General features: G+C 38.2%; 14 protein-coding genes. 11 read left to right on the top strand and 3 right to left on the bottom strand.

What is annotated here, in order from left to right:
• Positions 1-302 precede the first annotated feature (302 nt).
• Positions 303-1,115: an alpha/beta hydrolase gene (locus tag O0931_RS13305; protein WP_269416063.1), complete on the bottom strand. Its 813-nt coding sequence runs from the start codon at positions 1,113-1,115 to the stop codon at positions 303-305.
• Between the two features lie 165 nt (positions 1,116-1,280).
• On the opposite strand from O0931_RS13305, the gene O0931_RS13300 reads away from it, so the two are divergent.
• The 10 genes from O0931_RS13300 to O0931_RS13255 all read left to right on the top strand — a co-directional run bounded on the left by O0931_RS13300 (position 1,281) and on the right by O0931_RS13255 (position 12,793).
• Positions 1,281-1,988: an esterase family protein gene (locus tag O0931_RS13300; RefSeq protein WP_269416062.1), complete on the top strand. Its 708-nt coding sequence runs from the start codon at positions 1,281-1,283 to the stop codon at positions 1,986-1,988.
• Positions 1,989-2,097: 109 nt separating this feature from the next.
• Positions 2,098-3,126 (top strand): ATP-grasp domain-containing protein, encoded by a 1,029-nt coding sequence (locus O0931_RS13295; RefSeq protein WP_269416061.1) that lies wholly within the window; start codon positions 2,098-2,100, stop codon positions 3,124-3,126.
• A gap of 27 nt (positions 3,127-3,153) precedes the next feature.
• On the top strand, positions 3,154-4,254 hold the full coding sequence (locus O0931_RS13290; protein ID WP_269416060.1) for a carboxylate-amine ligase: 1,101 nt from the start codon (positions 3,154-3,156) through the stop codon (positions 4,252-4,254).
• A gap of 7 nt (positions 4,255-4,261) precedes the next feature.
• Positions 4,262-5,089: a type 1 glutamine amidotransferase gene (locus tag O0931_RS13285; RefSeq protein ID WP_269416059.1), complete on the top strand. Its 828-nt coding sequence runs from the start codon at positions 4,262-4,264 to the stop codon at positions 5,087-5,089.
• 98 nt (positions 5,090-5,187) lie between these two features.
• Positions 5,188-6,375 carry an ATP-grasp domain-containing protein gene (locus tag O0931_RS13280; RefSeq protein ID WP_269416058.1) on the top strand — a complete coding sequence of 396 codons (1,188 nt, stop codon included), beginning with the start codon at positions 5,188-5,190 and terminating at the stop codon, positions 6,373-6,375.
• 331 nt (positions 6,376-6,706) lie between these two features.
• A complete protein-coding gene (locus O0931_RS13275; protein WP_269416057.1) occupies positions 6,707-6,865 on the top strand; it encodes a FeoB-associated Cys-rich membrane protein in 159 nt (52 codons plus the stop codon).
• 10 nt (positions 6,866-6,875) lie between these two features.
• The gene (locus tag O0931_RS13270; RefSeq protein ID WP_269416056.1) at positions 6,876-7,463 is read left to right on the top strand and encodes a Crp/Fnr family transcriptional regulator; all 588 of its coding nucleotides are present in this window, start codon (positions 6,876-6,878) and stop codon (positions 7,461-7,463) included.
• 272 nt (positions 7,464-7,735) lie between these two features.
• The gene (locus O0931_RS13265; protein WP_269416055.1) at positions 7,736-8,266 is read left to right on the top strand and encodes a YceI family protein; all 531 of its coding nucleotides are present in this window, start codon (positions 7,736-7,738) and stop codon (positions 8,264-8,266) included.
• Positions 8,267-8,334: 68 nt separating this feature from the next.
• On the top strand, positions 8,335-9,204 hold the full coding sequence (locus O0931_RS13260; RefSeq protein ID WP_269416054.1) for a pirin family protein: 870 nt from the start codon (positions 8,335-8,337) through the stop codon (positions 9,202-9,204).
• A gap of 184 nt (positions 9,205-9,388) precedes the next feature.
• The gene (locus tag O0931_RS13255) at positions 9,389-12,793 is read left to right on the top strand and encodes a trifunctional glycoside hydrolase family 18/polysaccharide deacetylase/glycosyltransferase family 2 protein (protein WP_269416053.1); all 3,405 of its coding nucleotides are present in this window, start codon (positions 9,389-9,391) and stop codon (positions 12,791-12,793) included.
• A gap of 172 nt (positions 12,794-12,965) precedes the next feature.
• Here O0931_RS13255 and ispF read toward each other — a convergent pair whose 3' ends face one another.
• Together ispF and porV are read right to left on the bottom strand one after the other, a co-directional pair.
• Positions 12,966-13,445 (bottom strand): 2-C-methyl-D-erythritol 2,4-cyclodiphosphate synthase, encoded by a 480-nt coding sequence (gene ispF / locus O0931_RS13250; protein ID WP_269416052.1) that lies wholly within the window; start codon positions 13,443-13,445, stop codon positions 12,966-12,968.
• Between the two features lie 49 nt (positions 13,446-13,494).
• Positions 13,495-14,682 (bottom strand): type IX secretion system outer membrane channel protein PorV, encoded by a 1,188-nt coding sequence (porV, locus tag O0931_RS13245; RefSeq protein WP_269416051.1) that lies wholly within the window; start codon positions 14,680-14,682, stop codon positions 13,495-13,497.
• 388 nt (positions 14,683-15,070) lie between these two features.
• Here porV and O0931_RS13240 point away from each other — a divergent pair, with 388 nt between their 5' ends.
• Positions 15,071-16,729, top strand: coding sequence for an SUMF1/EgtB/PvdO family nonheme iron enzyme (locus O0931_RS13240; RefSeq protein WP_269416050.1), 1,659 nt, complete (start codon positions 15,071-15,073; stop codon positions 16,727-16,729).
• The last annotated feature ends 14 nt before the right edge of the window (positions 16,730-16,743 follow it).

Below are 16,743 nucleotides of genomic sequence, written 5' to 3'. Positions count from 1 at the left end.
TTTTTCGGACTCCACTGACCCGGCCAATTCACTAACTTTCAAAGAAAAATTTTCAGCCGGCATTTTTTGTTTCTTTTTGATGTCAAAAAGAAAGAGCCCTTCGGCGGCGGCGAACCTAGGCAAAAATTGTGCAGTAAGGCAAAAAAATCAATGAGAATTTCGGTTGGTGTGACACCAAGCTACAGATAAATAAACATTAACTAGACTGAAACATCCCGAATATTCTGGAGAGCGATCTATCTCAAGATAAATTTCTCGACTACGTAACACTCCGCTCGAAATGACCGCAAATTAGGAGCGTCCTAAACCTCAAAAGCCCAGTTTAAAAAAGCCGGCATAACGCTTTCCCAGGTTGGCACATCATGTTTACCACCTACTTTTTCATAATAAAAAAGATTATCGGGCCGTCTATACCCCTTATTTAACAGCGATTTTACGACATCTATGGTATCATCAATAGAATCGATAATTAAGTTTTTATTACGGTCTGCTTTTTCATCCTCAGTCCCGGTCATCAACCAGAATTTCATATCCGGTTTTGTGGACGTTGAATCGATTACGGTATGCATAATTCTATCCGCATCGGTATAACCATCTGCCAAATCCTTTTTACGCCACCAGAATGCCCCCGAGAAAACGCCGATAGCGTCAAAAATTGCCGGATTATTCCAGGCGATATCAAAAGCAGATAGGCCGCCCAACGAAAATCCTCCGAAAGCAACCTTACCGGTTATCGGCATGGCTATTTTCTTCTTTACAAATGGTAATAATTCTTTAATTACAAAGTCGGTATATAAATCAGCCTTTGCGCCACGGCCCTTAAAATCAGGTTCACCTGCAACACCATATTCCATTAACCTGTCTGCCGATGCTTTAATGGCCACAACAATTAACCTGTGGTTTCTTTTGTTATGATGTGCTTCTTCTAAAATTTCTTTGAAATTCATTTTAGCCACATCCTGTCCGTCGTTTAATAAAAGAAGTTCTATTTTTTCGTTACCCAATATTCCTTCGGGTGCATAAATATCTATTTCAACTTCACGCTTTAAGTAAGCAGAAGGAATCTTAAAATTACTGGAATTAACTTTTACTGATAAAATTGTAGTGTACATCATATTCAAACCCCCTATCACCGGCAATGCCTCAGAATTTCGGCAAAGGTACAAATCCTGATAAATTATTAATTATCAGGGAACAATTTTTACAATACGCTTTATTTTAAGGTAATTCAATTCATTTTATAGAATTAAATCTCTATCTTAAAACATTCAATTTTATATATGGTTAAAGAAGAACATAAAAAATGGTACAGCCCTAATTTAAGCGCCGAAATAGACATGCTCATCTTTGGTCACAGTGGTATCCCTGTGCTGTTGTTCCCGACGAGCATGGGGCGGTATTTCGAAAATAAAGACTTCAAATTAATAGATGCTGTTGAAGGCTTTATTAATGAAGGAAAAATTAAGGTTTATTGTCCTGATGGCATAGATAAGTTAAGCTGGTACAACAAAAGCATACATCCTGCAGACAGAGTTAAAAATCACATTTGGTACGACAAATATCTACTGGAAGAATTAGCACCTTTAGCCAGACATGAAACCGGACACAGCAAAATTATTACAGCAGGTTGCAGCTTCGGCGGCTACCACGCAGCTAACTTTGCGTTCAGGCACCCATGGTTGGTTAGCCATATGTTCAGCATGAGCGGCGCTTTTGATATCAGCGGCCAGCTGGATGGTTTTTACAATGATGATGTTTATTTCAATAACCCGGTTGATTACTTGCTGAATAATAGTAACCCGGAATTACATTACATGAAAATTGTTTTAGGCACAACCGATAGAGACATGTGTAAGCCAGATAATGAACGTTTATCACATATTTTAGCCCGTAAAGGAATAGATCACTGGTTGGATATCCGCCAGAATGCCGACCATGACTGGCCAATCTGGAGGGAAATGTTTCCGAATTACATTGCTCAGCTTTAAAAAATTAAATTTTTTTAGTTGCTCACTATTCAAAAAAACGAACAACAAAAACGAAAGACGAATTGCAAATAACGAAGGACGAACAACGAAAGAAAAAACATCAAAATCAATGAAAAAAATAGGAATATTATTTGGCCAGGAACGTTCTTTTCCGGAGGCCGTTGTAGAAAGAATTAATCAGAAAGCAGAAAAAGGCATTACTGCTGAGCCAGTTAAAATAGAAAAAATACTTCAGAATAGCCCGTTGGATTATGCGGTAATTATCGATCGTATTTCGCAGGATGTTCCTTTTTATCGTGCTTCTTTAAAAAACGCTGCCATTACCGGAACCGCTGTAATTAACAATCCGTTCTGGTGGAGTGCAGATGAAAAGTTTTTTAACAATGCATTAGCTGAACAAATTGGTGTTCCGGTTCCAAAAACAGCTTTAATTCCTTCGCGTCAACATCCTACGGGAACAACCGGCGAATCCTTTTCGAACCTAACCATGCCCTTGAACTGGGATGCGATTTTTGATTATGTAGGCTTTCCGGCATATATGAAACCTTATGATGGTGGTGGATGGAGAGATGTTTACAAGCTCCATGACAAGGAAGATTTTTTCGATAAACACAGCGGAACCGATCAGCTGGTTATGCTTTTACAGGAAGAAATCATTTTTGATGAATACTTCAGATGTTACTGCATCGGTGGCAAACATGTACGCATTATGCAATACGAACCCCGTAATCCGCATCATTTGCGTTACGCTATTGATGGTAAAGCGCCTGATGCAAAATTGCTTAAAACCGTTGAAGAATATACGTTGAAATTGTGTAATTATCTGGGTTACGATTTTAATACCGTAGAGTTTGCTGTTCGCGACGGTGTGCCTATTGCTATCGATTTCTGTAACCCTGCACCCGATGCGGATATTAAAAGTGTTGGACAGGAAAATTTTGACTGGGTAGTAGAAACAACGGCCAATTACGCAATTGAAAGAGCAAAAGCACAAAAACCCGGACAGGATAATTTAACCTGGGGTGAATACATTAAAGCATCAGTTGCGGGTAAACCGCTAATTGCTAAACCGGCTGCACCAAAAGCGCCTGCAAAACCTAAAGCGGCGGCAGCTAAAAAGGCTGCTCCAAAAAAATAAAAGGGATTTTAACCAAATATTATGACAATGAATGAATTTACGCTGGGCATAGAGGAAGAATATATGGTAATTGATCCCGTTACCAGGGAACTTACGTCGCATGACCAAAAAATTGTTGAGGCCGCTCAAAAAATACATAAAGACCAGGTTAAAGCAGAAATGCACCAGGCTGTTGTAGAAGTTGGAACCGGCATTTGCAGAACAACAGAAGAGGCCCGTAAAGAAATTTCGCAGCTCAGATATACCGTTTCGCAACTTGCAGGTGAGCAAGGTTTAAGAATAGGTGCTGCCGGAACGCATCCGTTTTCCCACTGGGAAAAACAATTAATAACAGAGCACCCGCGTTATAATGAAATTGTTAATGAATTGCAGGAAGCAGCCCGGTCAAATTTAATTTTCGGCCTGCATGTCCACGTCGGTTTTCAATCCCGTGAACTGGCCATTCACATTGCAAATCAGGTCAGATATTTCCTGCCGCATGTATTTGCCCTGTCAACCAACTCTCCTTTTTGGGAAGCCAGAAATACAGGTTATAAATCTTTTCGGACAAAAATTTTCGATAAGTTTCCACGCACCGGAATTCCTGATATTTTTAACAGCATTGAAGATTATGATAATTATGTAAAACTACTTATCAAAACCAATTGCATGGATAACGCAAAGAAAATCTGGTGGGATATCCGTGTACATCCTTTCTTCGATACCGTTGAGTTCCGTATTTGCGATTGTCCTATGTTAATTGACGAAACGATGGCCTTTACCGCTTTATTCCAGGCTTTGTGTGCGAAACTGTATAAACTTCGGTTGCAAAACATGGAGTTTATCAGTTACTCGAGAGCCTTGATTAACGAAAATAAATGGCGGGCTGCCCGCTACGGAATCGATGGAAACCTAATCGATTTCGGCAAGGAAATGGAAGTCAATTGCCGTAACCTGATTTTAGAATTGTTAGATTTTGTGGATGATGTTGTGGATGGTTTGGGCTGTAGAAACGACTTAAATTACGTTCATAAAATATTGGAACATGGTACAGGCGCAGACAGGCAATTGGCAGTTTACCAGCACACCGGTAACTTTGAATCGGTGGTAGACTACATTACCACTCAAACACTTATTGGCGCAAAGTAATTTTACAATGGATAAAAGAGATTTAAAGGTCGCCGTTATTGACATGAATAACGGTGCACCCAATCAGGGTATGCGGGGAATTCAGGAAATTTTATCCCGATTTAAAAATGAGAACGCCATCAACGTTTCTTTCGATATTTTCGACTTAAGACAGAAAGGCGAAATACCGGGTATCGAATACGATGCTTATATTTCCAGCGGAGGTCCGGGTAGCCCCATCGAAAGTAAAGGTGAAAAATGGGAAGATGATTTTTTTAAACTGTTGGATCAAATTGAAGCTTTCAATGCAAAAAGTGCAGATAAAAAAAAATACGCCTTTCTTATTTGCCACTCCTTCCAGTTGGCTTGCAGGAAATACAAATTGGGGAACGTAACCGAAAGGCGCTCGAATGCTTTTGGAATTTTTCCAATCACTTTAACTGAAGATGGCGAAAAAGATGAGGTATTCGATGGCATCACAAATCCATTTTTCTCAGTGGACAGCAGAGACTGGCAAGTAATTGAACCGGATTTTGCTGCCTTTGAAACAAAAGGGGCTAAACTTCTGGCCATAGAAAAAGAACGCAAGCATATTAATTTAGAAAGATGCATGATGTCGATTCGTTTTTCTGATGAGATTATTGGCACCCAGTTTCACCCGGAGGCAGACCCTGTTGGTATGAAGATGTATCTGCTTCAGGAAGAAAAGAAAAAAGCCATTATCGATTTACATGGAGAACAAAAATATCTAGATATGCTTAACAGTTTAGATGACCCGGCCAGAATTGTATTAACCCAAAGTGTTATTCTACCTAACTTCTTAAATAAAGCGATAGGAAATTTACAGGAGGCCTGAATAAAACGGTCGTCATTGCGAGGCACGAAGCAATCTTATGCTTTAGCGATGGTTGTAGAATTGCTTCGTGCCTCGCAATGACGAAAACACTCAAAACTATGATACCTGCGCAACGCCAAAAATACAACCAACAGTTTTCTGAAGAAAAGTATAAAAACTTCATGCTCGAACTGGAAACAGGCTTCCCCGAAATTCCTTTCCGGGTAGCAGAAACACCTGTTTTTGTACCTAAGGCTTTAAAAGAAAAGTTAATTATCGCAGGTGAAGAAATTATCAATCTGATTAAACAGCCAAATTTTAAAGCGTTAACTCAAAACTCAATCCCTTCTAATTGGAATGTTCCAAACGAAAACGAACAGCCGCATTTTTTAACTTTTGATTTTGGCATCTGCAAAAATAATACCGGTGAATTAACACCCATGCTTATTGAAATGCAGGGCTTTCCATCGCTTTACGGTTTTCAGGTACATCTTTCCAATACTTTTCGTAAATGCTTCGAAATTGATACATCAACCAATCATTTCTTAAATGGTTTTGACGAAGAACAATACATTAAACTCTTTAAAGAGGTCATTATCGGGAATCATCAGCCTCATGAAGTCGCTTTAATGGATGTTGATGCGCCCAATCAGAAAACGGCGATAGACTTTTTTGTAACCCAAAAAATGCTCGGTATTAAAATTCTGGCTTTAGACGAAATCAGGAAAATCGGCAAGCAGTTATTTTACGAAAAAGACGGAAAGCAAATTCAATTAAAAAGAATTTATAACCGGTTAATATTCGATGAAGTTGCCGACAATGCCGAAATCTTCAAAAACAGTTTCGACCCCAGAGAAGAACTCGACATTGAATGGGTAACGCACCCAAACTGGTTTTACAGGATCAGTAAGTATACAATGCCTTTTTTAAATAGTGAGTTTGTTCCGCAAACCCGGTTTTTAAATCAGGTAGACAGTATACCTGCAGATTTGGAAAATTTCGTTTTAAAGCCACTTTTTTCTTTTGCCGGCATGGGCGTAATAATAGATGTTACAGAAGCTGATATTAAAAATATTCCTGACCCGGAAAATTGGATTTTGCAGCGAAAAGTAAACTATGAGCCTGCCGTTCAGGCGCCTGACGGTGGCGTAAAAGCAGAAATCAGAATGATGTATTTATGGCCGGACGGCGGCGAACCTCAGCTTTGTATTAACCTGGCCAGATTAAGCCGGGGCAAAATGATTGGCGTTCGTTATAATGCAGACTTCGATTGGGTTGGCGGCACGGTTGGCTTTATGGAAGAATAACTTTTTTTAACCGCAAATTACGCAGCGTTTTACGCAAAGCACACAAAGCGTTTTCACCACAGCCGTATAGAAAAAAATTTATTTAAAGAATGTAGCTATTTGAAATACTGAATCACAGAAAATTATTGATATTAATTCCGCGCAAATCTGTGTTTCCTTGGCAAATCAAATTAGTGGGGTTAATAACTTACAAAACTTTAACAGGGTTTGGGTGCAGTAAAAAAGCACAAAGGAAAATTTTGACGCCTTTGAGTCTCTGTGGTAATTTCTTTGCGCCAATAATTTACATTCAACTGAATTCAAAATACCAAAAGCGACTTATATTTGTATTATGAATACGCAAACGATTTTAGTCTTTTTACTCTTTGCCGTTGCATTGGTATATGTAGGCCGTTTGGTTTACAAATCTTTGCAGGTTAAAAAAGATGGCTGCGGAGGCAATTGCAAATGTGGTGTTGATTTTTCTGATATCAAACCTATAAAAAAATAACGCACCCCGTATGATTGATCAGTTTAAGCATTATTTTCAGTCTAAAATAGAATTAACTGACGAACAATTTGATAGCATCTCCTCCACACTAAGGGTAAAAAAATTCGATAAAAACGAAATTTTACAGTACAAGGGCGATATGCTGAAGTACGGCTTCTTTGTTGGAAAGGGTTTATTAAGATCTTATTCCATTGATGCAAAAGGTAAAGAACATATTATTCAGTTTGCGCCTGAAAACTGGTTTATTTCCGATCGAAATCAAATGCATGAAGAACCATCGGAGTTTTTTATTGAAGCCATAGAAGCTACAGAAAGTGTTATTGTTCCAGACAATTTTATGAGTGAAGCATCCAGAAAGGTACCATGCCTCTTAGCTTTAAATGTAACCATACTTCATAATTCTATCCGCTTTATGCAGAAAAGAATAAATATGCTTTTAAGTGCAACCGCTGAAGAGCGCTACCTGGATTTTATAAAACTATATCCGAATTTAACTTTACGTGTTCCTCAATGGATGATAGCATCATATTTGGGTATTACGCCTGAATCGTTAAGCCGTGTAAGAAAAGAATTAGCGCACAAGCATTTCCGCCCATAGGACCAGGATTTTAAGGACAGGGGGCTTTGTATGATAAGATGTAGAAAAGCAAATAATTTTTATTTACTAGTTCTTAGCTCGAAACTGTTTAATAAAATATTTTAATCCTGAAAATCTTACAATCCTTAAATCCCGGTTAAATAAGCACGTTAATCCTATAATCCTTAAATCCCGGTTATTAATCCTGGTTTCTTATCATACATCAATCCCGGTAAGAAAACTGCGCTGTACTTTTGTATTGTATATATTAAATACCTTAAAAACAAAAAGATATGGCAACTACAAAATGGACTTTAGATCCAACCCACAGCGAATTACAATTTAAAGTAAAACACTTAATGATTACTACCGTAACAGGTAGTTTAAAATCTTTCACGGCAGACTTAACTTCTGAAGGTGATGAATTTGAAAATGGACAAATTTCTTTCAAAGGAGATATCGATTCGATCGATACCGGAAATAAAGATCGTGATAACCACTTAAAAAGTGCTGATTTCTTTGATGCTGAGAAATTTGCACACATTGAATTCAAATCTTCATCTGTTGAAAAAGATGGTAATGATTATCTTATTAAAGGTGATTTAACCATTAAAGGTGAAACCAAACCCGTAAAATTGACGGCAGAATTTGGCGGTATTGCAACCGATCCATGGGGCAATACGAAAGCAGGTTTCACCTTGAGCGGAAAAATTAACCGTTCTGATTTCGGTTTAACCTGGAATGCTGCTTTAGAAACCGGGGGTGTTATGGTTAGCGAGGAAGTACGCATTTTAGGCGAACTGCAGTTTGTGAAACAAGCATAATACAGCATAGAGCTTTGGGCAAAGGACCGTTATGCTCAAGGCCCCATGCCTTAATTATTTAAAAGGTAATGGAAACAAAAGAAATAGCCGGTGTATTAAAAGCACCTGCGCCACATATGGTTGGCGATGGCTTTAGGGTACACAATTTTTTCCCGGGTGGGTATAAAATAAACATGAGTCCGTTTTTCTTGATGGATTATGGCTCTCGAATAGAATTTTCGGCAAGAAAAGAACCTCGTGGTGTTGGTGTACATCCGCATCGTGGTTTCGAAACCGTTACCATTGCTTACCATGGTGCCATTGCACATCATGATAGTTCAGGCAATAGTGGCAAGATTTATCCGGGTGATGTACAATGGATGACTGCAGCCAGCGGAATTCTACATAAAGAATATCACGAGCAAAATTACAGCTTACAAGGTGGACCATTTCAAATGGTTCAGCTTTGGGTTAATTTACCCGCAAAATTTAAAATGAGCAAACCAAAATATCAGGCAGTAAAACAAGCTGATATGGCGAATTTTGTCCTGCCTGAAAATGGCGGTAAAATAGAAATTATAGCTGGTAACTATCAAAGCATAAAAGGCAACGCAAGTACCTTTACCCATATTGAATTATACAATGCAAGGTTAAATAAAGGTGGAAAAGCTGGTTTTAGCTTTCCTGCAAACTATAATACCGGTTTTATGATAATTGAAGGTTCGGTTAAAATAAATGGCAAAGAAACGACAACGGCCAATAACTTCGTTCATTTTAAAAATGAGGGAACCGAAATTAGTATTGAAGCCCTGGAAAATAGTATAGTTCTAATTTTAAGCGGGGAACCGATTAACGAACCAATTGCACAATACGGCCCTTTTTTAATGAATACAGAAAAAGAAATAAGCGAAGCCATTTCAGATTACAATCAAGGCAAATTCGGTTATTTAGAAGAATAAACAGGTTTATAATTTATATTTTGAGCCGGCATCCTTCAAAAGTTGCCGGCTTTTTTTATTAAGCTTTAATACCACTTTCCAAAAGAAAAAACAGCAGGTAGATCACGAACACAGCAACTCATTACTCATTCATACAATCTTCATTTATCATCATCATATTTGTTACATAAATCAGAACAGAAAAATGTCCGGAAAACAAATATTTCAAACTGAGACTAAAAGACGATGGAATGCTTTCACCTGGGTAAGCCGTTCATTTTTTTTAGTTTTTATAGGCGCCATAATTTGCGTGGCCTTCACACTTTCATCAGTTCAGTATCCAAATTTACCCTATATAAATACAAATGGGCCTTTAACTGAGAAGCAATTAGAAAAGCTGAAAAAATCGCAGCAATACAAAAATTTTTCGATTGCAAAATCCAGATTGCAAAAAATAAAAAAAGATCGCGAGCAAAGAATTCTGACCCGACATGGCGACAATAAACGCATTAATATGGCTTTTTATGTGAGCTGGGCAGGAACTGTTGGAAAATCTTTACCTGATTTAAAAAGAAATATAGGTCATCTGGATATGGTTGCTACAGAATCTTTTTTCCTGAATGGCGATTCGATTGTGGATAAGGCAGACACCGCTGCTTTACGCGTAATTCATGAAGGTAAGAAATCGGCAATCGCCGTGGTTTCTAATTTTAATAAAGATCATTGGGATGGCGCCGCGGTTAAAAGACTATTAAATGATATACCTGCTCAGCAAAAACTAATTTATAACCTTATAAGCATAACCAAAAAATATGGTTACAAAGGTATAAATATCGATTTTGAAGAACTGAATCTTAACAACCGAGACAGCTTCAATGCTTTCATGAAAAATCTTTATAGTCAGTTTCATGCCGAAAAGCTGCTGGTTTCTCAGGATATTTCTCCTGAAAATGATGATTATAATCCTGAAATTTTACAGCATTATAATGATTACATAGTATTAATGGCATATGATCAGCATTCGGAAGATAGTAACGCCGGCGATATTTGCCATCAGGAATGGGTAGAAGAAAAGCTCGATGATATCTGCAGTAAAATGGATGCCGGAAAGGTAATTCTGGCATTGGCCTGTTACGGTTACGACTGGCCTGAAAAAAGTATAGGAACTCCGGTTACTTATGAAACTGCAATGACCTTAGCCGTTAATTACAAAAGCAGGGTAAATTTCGATACCGCTTCGGCAAATCTGAATTTTACTTATAAAGATGGCAGCGGCATAAACCATAAAGTATATTTTACCGATGCAGCAACAAATTTTAATTTAATCCGCAAAGCGGACGACTGGGATATTGCGGGTATCGCCTTATGGCGGTTAGGTTCGGAAGATAAACGCTTATGGCAATTCATTTCAAAAGATTTGAGCTTAGATTCTTTAAAGAAAAAACCACTCGATTTACGTAAGGTATCACCTTTAACCATGGGCGGGATTGCCTATCTTGGAGATGGCGAAATTCTTGATCTAATATCCACTCCAAATCCGGGCGCCGTTAGATTTACGCTTAATAAAGACGATTTTACGATTGCCAATCAGCAATATATGCGTTTACCAACGCAATATGTGATTAAAAGATTTGGTGAAGCAGATAAAAAAATAGCTTTGACTTTTGATGATGGCCCCGATCCGGTTTACACACCCCAAATATTAAGTATCTTAAAGGAAGAACATGTTCCGGGCTGTTTTTTTGTAGTTGGTATTATGGCCGAAAAAAACATGGAACTTTTAAAGCAGGAATATGATGATGGCTATGAAATCGGAAACCACACGTTTTTTCATCCCGATATGTCATCAGTTGGGCCAAGAAGGGTTAAATTTGAATTGAATGCAACCCGGCGTTTAATTGAAGCAGTTACCGGGCACAGCACTATATTATTCAGGGCTCCTTTTAATGCCGATGCCGAACCTCAGAACACTTCTGAAATTTTACCGGTTGCGCAAAGCCGCAAGGAAAATTACATTAATGTTGGCGAACTAATCGATCCCGAAGACTGGGAACCCGGTAAAACCGCTGAACAGATTTTTAATGCTGTTGTAAAACAGCAAGACAATGGAAATATTCTTTTATTGCACGATGCTGGCGGAAACCGGGAAGCAACAGTTGCCGCATTACCCAGAATTATAAAATATTTTAAGCAAAAGGGTTATAAGTTTACGACTGTCGGCGATTTAATGGGAAAGAAAAGATCTGAACTCATGCCTGCAGTAAAATCCAGTGCGAATAGTGGTTTCCTCGGCTCAGGAGATTATTTCTTTATCAATTTCTTTTATTATGGAAACCTTATCCTGAACATCGTTTTCAGCGTTGCCATTGTTTTAGCAATTTTAAGAACAATTTTTATTACCTACCTGGCCATCAGACAACGAAAAAGATCGGGGAGAAATATCCATAAGCTGATAAAAAACCCTTCAGAAAAAGTTAGCATCATTATTCCGGCATATAATGAAGAAATTACCGCAATACAAACGATTAATAGTCTTTTAAAAACAAACTATCCGAATTTTGAATTAATTTTTGTTGACGATGGCTCGAAGGATAAGACCTTCGATATTATAAGTGAAGCTTTTGGAAATCATCCGCAGGTTAAAATTTACCGTAAAGAAAATGGCGGTAAGGCATCTGCACTTAATTACGGTATTACAAAAGCGAATGCCGACTATATAATTTGTATTGATGCAGACACCCAGCTGAAAACCAATGCGGTAACAGAGTTGATGCGTTATTTCTACAGCCCTAAAATAGCCGCAGTTGCCGGAACCGTAAAAGTTGGTAATGCACATAACCTGATTACAAAATGGCAATCCATTGAGTACATTACGGCTCAAAATATGGATCGTCGTGCTTTCGATTTATTAAATACGATTACAGTTGTTCCGGGTGCAATTGGTGCATTTCGTAAAGATGCCGTTCTGGAAGTCGGCGCTTTTACGGTTGATACGCTTGCGGAAGATTGTGATTTAACCATGCGGATTTTAAAAGCCGGTTATAAAGTTAAAAATTGTGATACGGCAATTGCCTATACAGAAGCGCCTGAAACAGTAAATATGCTGCTAAAGCAGCGCTTCCGCTGGAGCTTTGGTGTAATGCAGAGTTTTTGGAAAAACAGAAAAACTTTGCTGAACAAAAAATATGGTTACTTTGGAATGGTTGGGATGCCAAATATCCTGATCTATCAAATCATCCTGCCACTATTTTCACCATTGGCAGATTTGTTTATGGTCATATCTTTAATCAGCGGATTATTTTCTTTAAGTGCTATAAATAACCTGACGCTTACCGGTTTTTCCGGAATATTAAGTTTACATAATGGTTTTGGCCAGGTTTTATTTTATTACCTGATTTTCATTTTTGTAGATATGATTTTTGCAGCTATCGCCTTTAAAATGGAAAATGAAAAATTCAAAAATCTATTGTACATCTTCCCACAGCGTTTTTTCTGGCGGCAATTAATGTACCTGGTTTTGTTCCGTTCTTTTCGAAAAGCGATAAAAGGTGAATTAGAAACCTGGGGAACGCTTAAAAGGACCGGTAATGTAAAGGAAGCAACGACTTAGTAATCAGCTATACGACGTTTATTTATAAATTTTGTCACATTGAGCTTGTCGAAATGCCTAACCAGAGTTTTGCAACCACAAGTTTGGTGGCCCACCAACCTTACACCCCGCCTGCAGCCTACAAGCCTAAGTTAAATCGCTAACAATACCAATAATTGAATAAGATTTGATATTATATTTTCTCAATTAAACAAACTGCATAAGCAACTACCCCTTCTTCCCTCCCCACAAAGCCCATCATTTCATTTGTTGTTGCCTTTATCGAAATATCTTCAGTAGATATTCCAATCGCAGCGGCGATATTTTCCTGCATGGCCGGAATATGAGGGTTGATTTTTGGTGCTTCTAAACAAAGCATCGCATCAATATTTCCAACTTGCCAGCCTTTTTCAGTTAATAGCTTAACGGTTTCTTTTAACAGAATCAGGCTACTGATGCCTTTCCATCTGTCATCTGTATTTTTAAAATGAAAGCCAATATCACGCAGGTTTGCAGCGCCTAAAAGCGCATCACAAATGGCATGTAATAAAACATCGGCATCAGAATGCCCGAAGGCGCCTTTATGATGTTCGAGCGTAACGCCGCCAACCACAAAAGGATGCTGATCTTTTAATTGATGGACGTCAAATCCAAATCCTACTCTGATTTTCATAAAAATACATTAAAAATACGGGCACGAAATTGCTAAAATAGCATTGCGTTTATTTTAAGCCTTTTTTCTCTCCAAAGTTGAATAAAAGACTAAAGCGCAAGGTATTTGCTAACGGGCTTGATTGTGCGCTTGCAATCAGATAGGCGAAATCAATGTTAAAAACATTATATTTCAACCCGGCGCCTAAAGTGAAATAACGGCTGTCTCCTTTTTGGGGGCTCTGGTAATTATAACCTCCCCGAATGGCAAATTGTTGATTATACCAGTATTCAAAACCTGTAGAAATCCCAACTTCCTTTAACTCTTCACTGAAACCTCCCGGTGCATCAGAAAATGAACCAAATATTGCGGCAGGCACTGAACGATTAGGATCTTTCCCACTCACAATATTATTATTTGAATCATAAATCGGTTGGGTTGGAACCAGTAATTTATTAAAGTCTAAAGCTAAAGTGAATGTATTAAAATCATCAATCGCAATCGTTCCTGCACCACCCAGTTTAAAATTCGTAGGAAGAAAATAACTTTGGCCGCCATCAGAATAACTCATCTTCGTGCCGATATTCGAAATATTTGCGCCGGCAGAAAAAATTGTGTTCTTATCAAAAAGAGTTGTCGATGTTTTATATAAACCTGCAATATCTACGGCAACGGCATTTCCACCGCGAACCTGTCCGCTTGAAGAGAATTGGCCGGAAGCCAGGTTGGAATAAATGTACCGCAATGAGCTTCCTAATGAAAATTCTTTACCGAAAGAACGTGCGAATGTCACATCTAATGCAAGTTCATTGGGATTAGAAATACCTAAATCCTGCTGATTAATATCTGTTAGCTGAATTTGCCCTAAAGAAAAATACCTTAAGGAAGCACCAATTGTATTTCTTTCATCAAGTTTATAAAAACCACCCAGATAAGCAAGATTGATATCCGGAACCAGACTTTTAAGCCATGGACTGTACGAAAGGGCAAATCCATAAGGTTTATCCAGGAAGGCAAGTTTAGCCGGATTTATACTTGCTGAGTTTACATCACCCGGCACAGCAACACCTGCATCACCCATCGCTCCTGCACGCGCATCAGGCACTATCAGCAAAAACGGCACCGCAGTAACGATATTATTGGATTCGCTCCCATTAGTTTGGGTACCTGAAATAGTTGCCTGCGCATTTGCTTTTCCAAAAATTAAAGCAAAAGACAATGCAGAAAAAGCAAGTTTACTGATGTACTTGAAATTCATTCTTAAGGTACGTAAATAAGATTTTTGTAAGTTAATATTTTTGCCGAATATATTTATTATCAAACGTAAAGTTCAAAATTATATTTTACAGTAAACTTACGCATTTTGAATTTTTCACTAACTAAAACTACGACTTTTCTATCAGATATTTATGAACGTTAAATGACCAATCAAATTATCCTGAATACTATATTAAAACTGTCGCTTAAAAATCGTATTTTGAGGTTTTATTAAAGTATTTTAACAAATATACAATACATTGATAGTTAATACGTTTTGCTTAAAAAAACACATTCAAAACATTTATTGGTACAAAATTTATTAAATCATTTAAATTTCCGTAATTTTATCATTTAAATGAGCCCTGGTTCATATTATACAGCATTTTATGAAAAAACAATTACTATATTCTTTTTCTTGTTTTGCCATCGCTTTATTACTTTCTTCTTGTGGAAGTAATAAAGGAGGTGTTTCCAGTAAGACAGGGATTCCTTATGCTGATAAGAATAATAAAACTTATGGCAGTTTCGCTGTAGCAAGCAAATACAAACGCGCTCCCGGACCGGGCTTAATCCCGATTGAAGGTGGTGTTTTGGTTGTAGGCGGCAGTGCAATTGAAGTTCCGGGTGTTGAACCGAATATCTATAACTATAAAAGACAGGTTACTGTTCCTTCGTTTTATATGGACGAAACAGAGGTTTCGAATACAGACTGGTTGGAATATTTACACTGGATTAGAACAAGCTATCCTGAAGATCGCGAATATTATTATAATGAACTACCCGATACATTAGTTTGGCGCCGGGCGTTATCATACAATGAACCTTATGTAGATAATTATTTAAGACACCCCGCTTACAGAGACTATCCTGTAGTAGGTGTAAGTTGGGAACAAGCGTCTCGTTTCTGTGAATGGAGAACTTCGCAAGCCAATGAATATATTTTACGTCAGAAGGGTATTTTAACGGATTATAAAACTTTAGCCGCTTCAAATAAATCTGGCGGTGGTAACACAACAACCGGCACCACAACCGCTGCAAGACCAGATAAACCTTTTAATACTGATGCTTATCTGAATGGCCAATATGACGATAAGGGTAGAAATGCACCAAAAGATTATAATGCAAAAGCAGGCGCATCTGTTGGCGCTGCAGGCGGAAGAGGTGGTAATGCTGTTCCAACAAGAAATGCGACTCTGGAAGATGGTGTAATTATGCAGCCTTATCGTTTACCAACAGAAGCCGAATGGGAATATGCTGCTTTAGGCTTAATTGGCAATACTGAATACGAAAACATCAACCAGAATAAAATTTATCCATGGAACGGCCTTGGTGTTAGTTCTGCTGCAAAAAAAACCAGAGGTTTGGTGCAGGCTAACTTTAAAAGAGCGCCTGGCGATTACATGGGTGTTGGCGGTTCATTAAATGATAAAGCAGATTTAACAGCCCCGGTTCGTTATTATGCTCCAAACGATTTTGGTTTATATAACATGGCAGGTAATGTTAATGAATGGGTAAATGATGTTTATCGTACGGGAACATTTACCGATGCTGAAGCGTTTAATCCATACCGTGGTAACCAGTTTCAGGATAAGCAACTTGCAGATGCCGCTAATGGTAAAATTGCTTTAGACAAATATGGTAAGCCTATTAAGGAAAATGCTTATTCCGGAAAAAAATTAACCTGGGCAGAAAAGCAGGCGTTAGCAAAACGTGCAGATTCAATTGCAAAATCACCTGATCCGAAAGCCATGGTAACTTCTTATCAGGCGGATGAAAGAGGCTATCGCGATAGACAGAATAAACTGTTAAATGAAGAAGGTGTTTCTCTGGTTAATGATAAATCAAGGGTTTATAAAGGCGGTTCATGGAATGATATGGCTTACTGGTTAAATCCGGCAACCCGCCGTTTCCTTCAACAGGATGAAGCATCAGCTGAAATCGGGTTTCGTTGCGCAATGACAATGCTTGGTGCTCCGGAAATTAGTACAGCAGGCAAAAGAAACTTTAAACAGATCAAAGAAAAGCCGTTTAATCCTAGACGATAAAAACAAAAAAAGTC

The organism is Pedobacter rhodius (genome assembly GCF_027213645.1).
In the GTDB taxonomy this organism is placed as follows: Bacteria; Bacteroidota; Bacteroidia; order Sphingobacteriales; family Sphingobacteriaceae; genus Pedobacter; species Pedobacter rhodius.
The sequence above is the reverse complement of the archived record's forward strand: the minus strand, read 5'-3'. Positions and strand labels throughout refer to the sequence as shown.

Excerpts from the sequence above, each read along its gene's own strand:
- O0931_RS13280 (WP_269416058.1), top strand. The coding sequence starts at position 5,188 with ATGATACCTGCGCAACGCCAAAAATACAACCAACAGTTTTCTGAAGAA.
- O0931_RS13240 (WP_269416050.1), top strand. The coding sequence starts at position 15,071 with ATGAAAAAACAATTACTATATTCTTTTTCTTGTTTTGCCATCGCTTTA.
- O0931_RS13300 (WP_269416062.1), top strand. The coding sequence starts at position 1,281 with ATGGTTAAAGAAGAACATAAAAAATGGTACAGCCCTAATTTAAGCGCC.
- O0931_RS13275 (WP_269416057.1), top strand. The coding sequence starts at position 6,707 with ATGAATACGCAAACGATTTTAGTCTTTTTACTCTTTGCCGTTGCATTG.
- O0931_RS13260 (WP_269416054.1), top strand. The coding sequence starts at position 8,335 with ATGGAAACAAAAGAAATAGCCGGTGTATTAAAAGCACCTGCGCCACAT.
- ispF (WP_269416052.1), bottom strand. The coding sequence starts at position 13,445 with ATGAAAATCAGAGTAGGATTTGGATTTGACGTCCATCAATTAAAAGAT.
- O0931_RS13295 (WP_269416061.1), top strand. The coding sequence starts at position 2,098 with ATGAAAAAAATAGGAATATTATTTGGCCAGGAACGTTCTTTTCCGGAG.
- O0931_RS13270 (WP_269416056.1), top strand. The coding sequence starts at position 6,876 with ATGATTGATCAGTTTAAGCATTATTTTCAGTCTAAAATAGAATTAACT.
- porV (WP_269416051.1), bottom strand. The coding sequence starts at position 14,682 with ATGAATTTCAAGTACATCAGTAAACTTGCTTTTTCTGCATTGTCTTTT.
- O0931_RS13305 (WP_269416063.1), bottom strand. The coding sequence starts at position 1,115 with ATGATGTACACTACAATTTTATCAGTAAAAGTTAATTCCAGTAATTTT.
- O0931_RS13255 (WP_269416053.1), top strand. The coding sequence starts at position 9,389 with ATGTCCGGAAAACAAATATTTCAAACTGAGACTAAAAGACGATGGAAT.
- O0931_RS13285 (WP_269416059.1), top strand. The coding sequence starts at position 4,262 with ATGGATAAAAGAGATTTAAAGGTCGCCGTTATTGACATGAATAACGGT.
- O0931_RS13290 (WP_269416060.1), top strand. The coding sequence starts at position 3,154 with ATGAATGAATTTACGCTGGGCATAGAGGAAGAATATATGGTAATTGAT.
- O0931_RS13265 (WP_269416055.1), top strand. The coding sequence starts at position 7,736 with ATGGCAACTACAAAATGGACTTTAGATCCAACCCACAGCGAATTACAA.